Source organism: Mesorhizobium sp. M7A.F.Ca.US.005.03.2.1 (assembly GCF_003997795.1).
In the GTDB taxonomy this organism is placed as follows: Bacteria; Pseudomonadota; Alphaproteobacteria; order Rhizobiales; family Rhizobiaceae; genus Mesorhizobium; species Mesorhizobium ciceri.
On the sequence record NZ_RZRP01000019.1, the window covers coordinates 1 to 5,000 of the forward strand.

The 5,000-nt window shown below is 63.8% G+C and carries 4 protein-coding genes (1 of these 4 running past the window's edge); 2 read left to right on the forward strand and 2 right to left on the reverse strand.

All coding sequences use genetic code 11. The features are described 5' to 3' along the window. Positions 1-852, forward strand: an 852-nt coding sequence (locus EN991_RS02185; RefSeq protein WP_164768830.1) for a L,D-transpeptidase, incomplete at its 5' end; no start/stop codon positions are given. On the opposite strand, the gene EN991_RS02190 is transcribed toward EN991_RS02185, so the two are convergent. Then, positions 826-1,458 (reverse strand): TMEM175 family protein, encoded by a 633-nt coding sequence (locus EN991_RS02190; protein ID WP_127368055.1) that lies wholly within the window; start codon positions 1,456-1,458, stop codon positions 826-828. The genes EN991_RS02185 and EN991_RS02190 overlap by 27 nt on opposite strands. A 151-nt stretch (positions 1,459-1,609) precedes the next feature. On the opposite strand from EN991_RS02190, the gene EN991_RS02195 reads away from it, so the two are divergent. Further along, positions 1,610-3,169, forward strand: a complete 1,560-nt coding sequence (locus EN991_RS02195; RefSeq protein ID WP_127368056.1) for an MFS transporter — start codon at positions 1,610-1,612, stop codon at positions 3,167-3,169. Between the two features lie 6 nt (positions 3,170-3,175). Here the strand turns inward: EN991_RS02195 and EN991_RS02200 are convergent, their stop codons facing one another. Further along, a protein-coding gene (locus tag EN991_RS02200) for a M23 family metallopeptidase (RefSeq protein WP_027163525.1) crosses the window boundary here: on the reverse strand, positions 3,176-5,000 show its 3' portion. 143 nt of this gene lie beyond the right edge of the window; the window shows 1,825 of its 1,968 coding nt (coding positions 144-1,968); the start codon falls outside the window, past its right edge; its stop codon occupies positions 3,176-3,178.

Here is a 5,000-nt window from a genome sequence, read left to right on the forward strand (position 1 = left end):
CTTCAGGTGCTGCTCGACCGGGGTGGCGCTTCGCCTGGCGTCATCGACGGGCGTTTCGGTTCGAATGTCGACAAGGCGCTCGCCGCCTACAACCAGATCACCGGCGCCAATCTGCGATCGACCGACGCGGTCGCCATCCAAGCGGCACTTGCGCAATCCGGCGGCGATGCCTTCGCCAACTACACGATTACAGCGGAGGACGCGGCCGGTCCCTATGTCGCGTCGATCCCGGAAGACTACAGCCAGAAGGCGCAACTCGACCGCATGGGTTATACGTCGGTGACCGAGGCGCTCGCGGAGCGCTTTCACATGGACGAGAATTATCTCAAGGCGCTCAACCCGGAGGTCGATTTCAATCGTCCCGGCACGATCATCAAGGTCGCCAATTTCGGCAGGCTGGTTTCGACGCCGGTGGCGCGTATCGTCGCCGACAAGGACAAGAAAGAGGTTTTCGCCTATGACGCCGGCGGCAAACTGGTCGCCGCCTATCCCGCAACCATCGGCTCGTCGGATACGCCGTCACCGTCCGGCATACACACGGTGTCGCGCGTGGCGCTCGATCCGAACTACACCTACAATCCCAGCATCAATTTCAAGCAGGGTCAAAACGACAAGGTCCTGACCATTCCGCCGGGCCCGAACGGTCCCGTCGGTTCGGTCTGGATCGCCCTGGATAAGCCGACCTACGGCATCCACGGCACGCCCGATCCGTCGAAGATCGGCAAGACCGAGAGCCATGGCTGCGTACGCCTGACCAACTGGGATGCGCGGGAGCTGGCCAAATTGGTTTCGCCGGGCGTGACGGTGGAGTTTGTCGGCGGGCCCTCAGCCGATAACCTTGCGCAGCAGTGAACCGCGAAGCGCGGCGGCATAGACCAACTGCACGATCAGGATGAAGCCGACGCTGAGCGAGGGACTGACAAGCGAGAGTGCGGCACCGGCCGCCCACAGGATCTGTGCCTTGATGATGCGCAGATAGACCGTGCGTTTGGTTTCCGCATCGACATCCTCTGCTACGAAGCCGCTTTTCTCCGCATAACGCCAGCTCGCGAACAGCGTGACGCCGAGCGCCAGCAGATTGAGCCAGTAGACCAGCACCGCGGTTCTGAACTCGAGGAAGTCGGCCAGAAGGTCGGTCGAGAAGGGCAGCAAGGCGATGAAGGCGAGAAAGCAAAGGTTCAGCGTGGCAAGCCGTCGATCGGATTTGGCGATCAGACCATGCTGCGCCTGCTGGCCAAACCAGAAGATGGTCAGCGTCAGGAAGCTCAAGGCGTAGGTCAGGAAACGCGGCGCCAGGTCGGCGATCGCGGCGAGCAGCTCGCGTTCGGAATGGATCGCCTCGTGCGCCGGCACCCTGATTTCGAGAACGATCAGGGTGAGCGCGATGGCGAATACGCCGTCGGTGATCCCGACGATACGGCCGCGTCCCTCAGCCGATGCTTCAAGTGGCCGCTTCATCGATGTTTCCCCCTCGGCACCTTCCGGAAACCTAGCATGGTTGCCGCCATTTGCACCTGACAGGGTGCGACCCTGGCCAAACGGCTGGTTTCAGCGACAGCAAGCCACTGGCTGGTTGTTGCCGGTGCGCCAGGGGTTTAAGCAAGGTTTCATGCATTCACCAAGTGAAGCCGCCGCCGTCCCGCTGACCAATCCGGTCACGAATGGAACGTTTTGTCCGCAGTCGCGGCGACGATTTGTGCTGGTCGCGGCAATTCTGGCCTCGGCGCTTGGCTTCATAGACGGCTCCATCCTGGCCATCGCTACACCAGCGATCCGCGTCAATCTCGGCGCAAGCCTTGCCGAGGCGCAGTGGATTTCCAATGCCTATGCGTTGACGCTCTCGGCGCTGATCCTGGCCGGGGGCGCTGCCGGCGACCGATTCGGTCTGCGCCGCGCCTTCGTGGCCGGCATCGCGCTGTTCATCCTCGCTTCGCTTGCCTGTGCGCTGGCGCCGAATGCAATTGTGCTGATCGCATTTCGCGCGTTGCAGGGCATCGGTGCGGCAATCATGGTGCCTGGCAGCCTCGCCATCATCGCCAAGGCCTACCCGAAGAAAGAACGCGGCCGTGCTATCGGCATCTGGGCGGCGGCTTCGGCGCTGACCACGGCACTTGGCCCGGTGTTCGGCGGCTTCGTGCTGTCGGCCTTCGGTGACGGCATCTGGCGGGCGATCTTCGCCATCAACCTGCCGCTGGGCTTGATTTCGATCTGGCTTCTGCTGGCCAAGGTTCCGGCCGATGCGCCGACGGAGAAACGCAGCCTGGATCTCGGCGGTGCAGCGCTCGCGACATTGGCTTTCGGTGCGCTTGCCTATGGGCTGACCTCGATGAGCGCCAGCGGCGAGGGCCTCATGGCAGGGCCGAGCATTGCCGCCGGCGTCGTATTGCTGGCTGTCTTCATCGTCTTCGAGCTTCGTCAGCGCGAGCCGATGATCGACCTCAGCCTGTTTCGCGTCGGTGCTTTCGCCGGCGCCAATGTGGCGACGTTCTTCCTCTATTTTGCGCTGTCGGCCAACCTTTTCTATCTGCCAATGCTGCTGATCGCCGGCTGGGGGCTGAGCACGGCCGAGGTCGGCTTCATCTTCCTGCCCTTGTCGGCATCGATCGCGCTTTTGTCGGGACCTGTCGGCAAGCTGTCGGACCGGATCGGACCGCGTTTTCCGATCGCCTGCGGCAGCCTGGTCGTGGCTTTTGCGTTTGCCGGGCTGGCCTTGCTCACCTACGCCGGCATCCACAATTTCTGGACGGGAACATTCCCGCTGATGGGGCTGATGGGGCTCGGCATGGCTCTGGTCGTGTCGCCCTTGTCGACCGCGATCATGACGGCGGTGGAGGACAAGGACACGGGGGCGGCCTCCGGCATCAACAATGCCGTCTCACGCATCGGCGGTCTGATCGCGGTGGCGGCGATGGGCTCGCTTGCCGCGTGGGTCTACGCGAATGCACTGGACGCGAGCGCAACCTCCGGCATCCCGGGATTTGGTGAACCGGCGCCAGCCGGGCTTGCCCCGGCCATCGATGCGACAAGGCTCGCCGCCAGCGACGCCGCGTTTGCCGCGGTTTCTTCGGTGACCGCGCTGCTTTGCCTGCTTGCGGCTGTCATCGCCTGGACGACCATTCCCGGTGATCGATTGCCATGGCCGCGAAAGGCCGAAGATACGCCAGGCTGAAGCCGATCAACCATCGATCTTGGCGCTCGCAACCTTCAGCGAATCGCTGTCTTCCTGCTTCAACAGTTCGTCGATGCGTTCGCGTTCGCGCTTGAAGGCGACGAGGTCATCGCCCTTCAGCACCTTGCCGACCGGCAGGCGGACACGCATCGGATCGACCTTGGTGCCGTTGACGATCAGCTCGTAGTGAAGATGCGGGCCGGTGGCGAGGCCGGTTTGGCCGAGGAAGCCGATGGTCTGGCCCTGGCGGACGTGCACGCCCGGTTCGATGCCTTTGGCAAAGGCGCTCTGGTGATTGTATGAGGTTTCGTAGCCATTGGCGTGGCGGATGATGATCTGCTTGCCGTAACCGCCGGCCCAGCCGACCTTCTCGACCGTGCCGTTGCCGGCGGCGATGATCGGCGTGCCGATGGGGGCTGCCCAGTCGACGCCGGTGTGCATGCGGACATAGCCGAGGATCGGATGCCTGCGGGCGCCGAACCCGGAGCGGAATTTCCCGGCGGGCAGGGGATTGCGCAACAGGAACTGCTCGGCACTCGAACCGTCCTCATCGAAATAGTCGGTGCCGCCGTCCTGCATCTGGAAGCGGTAGAAGTTGCGGGTCTGGCCGCCGAACGTCGCCGAGACGTAGAGAAGCTCGGAGCTGTCCGAGGTCTGATCGTCGCCGTCGGGCTGCGAGAACAGGACTTCGATGCGGTCGGCGGGGCTGAGGCGAGACTGGAAGTCGACGTCGGACGCCAGCAGCTTGATCAACCGCTGCGTCATCGCCTTGGACATGCCGTAGGAGTAGGCGGCGCGGTAGATGCCGTCATAGACGTTGGGCAGGTTGCCGCGCACCACCACCGGCGCCGACGAATCATCGAAGGCCGTCAGCAATTCGGGGTTCGGATCCGGTTCCTGCGCCGGCACATACTGGCCGCGATCGTTGAGCGCGATGGTGACGATGTGCTGGGTCCGGTCGTAGACGCTGGTGCGCACGACCTTGGCGGCATCGCCGTGAACCTCGAGGCCGACGCGTAGCACGGTTCCAGCCTTGAGCGCCGTCGCATTGAGCAACTTGGCTATGGCTTCGGCCATTCCGGTGGCGTCTTCCCCTGTGTAGCCCGAATCAGCAAAAGCCTCGGTGACGTCGAGATCCTTGGTGAAGGGGATGATTTCCTCGGCGAAAGCCGGCGCCTGGTCGTCAACGGTGGCTCGCGGCGCCACCGAGACGTTTTCCGGCACGATCTTGACGTCGTAGGAGCCGGCCATGCTCTCGGCAAAGGCTTCGCCGAATCGCTGCGGATCGACATAGTGGAGCGAAGCGACCTGCACGGCGCCGTCGCTGAGGTCGGTGCCGGCCTCGCGCACCACTTTTTCCACCTCGTCGGCGGAGAGGTCGCTCTTTTCGTCGAAGGAAGCCGTGTCGATCGGAAAATCGACGGTCTTCAGGCTCATCTCGCTTTCGACCTTGGCGCCGTAGATCTGGCCGGAAGCGGCCGAGGCCGTCGCCGGCTGGGCATTGTCGTCGCCGTCGTCGCCGAACACTTGCATCGGGTCGAAGGGGGGGTAGGCGCGGCTGGTGGTGTGGCCGGCGGCAAGGGCCATCTTGATCTGCACGAAAGGCATGGTGTGGATGACGTCGCGGTCGCCGACCTTGGTGACCATCGACACTTCCATGCGGCGGCGGTCCTTGGCCTTTGCGATCTGACGTGGCGCCACCAGCCTGGTCGTCTTGGCGACTTCGCCGGAATCTCCGTTGCCGGCAAGGCTGATCAACTCGGCGATCTCGGGTGGGGTGGCCAGCTGCTGGCGGCCGTCAAGAGCGGCGAACAGCGCCACGCCCATCAAC

Excerpts from the sequence above, each read along its gene's own strand:
- EN991_RS02190 (WP_127368055.1), bottom strand. The coding sequence starts at position 1,458 with ATGAAGCGGCCACTTGAAGCATCGGCTGAGGGACGCGGCCGTATCGTC.
- EN991_RS02195 (WP_127368056.1), top strand. The coding sequence starts at position 1,610 with ATGCATTCACCAAGTGAAGCCGCCGCCGTCCCGCTGACCAATCCGGTC.